The organism is Gilvimarinus gilvus, from assembly GCF_030518155.1.
Classification (GTDB): domain Bacteria; phylum Pseudomonadota; class Gammaproteobacteria; order Pseudomonadales; family Cellvibrionaceae; genus Gilvimarinus; species Gilvimarinus gilvus.
In genome coordinates this window covers 1-383 of sequence record NZ_JAULRU010000485.1, presented here as the reverse complement: position 1 = coordinate 383, position 383 = coordinate 1, and the positions used below count along the sequence as shown (strand labels likewise).

Annotated in this window: 1 protein-coding gene; it reads left to right on the top strand. The window is 65.0% G+C overall.

Going from position 1 to position 383, the window contains the following annotated elements; genetic code table 11:
- Window positions 1–383: hypothetical protein (locus QWI17_RS09015; RefSeq protein WP_302722181.1), on the top strand; the 383-nt coding region annotated here is incomplete at both ends.

Below are 383 nucleotides of genomic sequence, written 5' to 3'. Positions count from 1 at the left end.
AGACCTGCAACCAGACCGTGTCGTCACCGCCGCCGACCTGGAACAGGACGGCATCGCCTGGCCCGAAGCGCACTCGCCCGACCCGCTGCTGCCGCCTGGCAAGGTACCGATGTTCATCGGCCACCCCGTGGCAATCCTGATCTGGCACGATTTCGAGCGTTTCCGCCAGGCCAAGCGCAAGCTGCAGTTCAACGACCAGGCGATCCGCTACGGCGCCCAGGCGCCGCTGTACCAGCGTGACCCCTATGGCAGCTTCCGCTTCGTGCGGGTGGGCGGCGCCACGCCGTTCGACGACGATGAGTTCTCCAGCCTGAAGAATTCCATGCTGTTCCCCACCATCCTCAACCGCAAGCCGGTGTGGTCGAAACAGCCCAACCAGCATG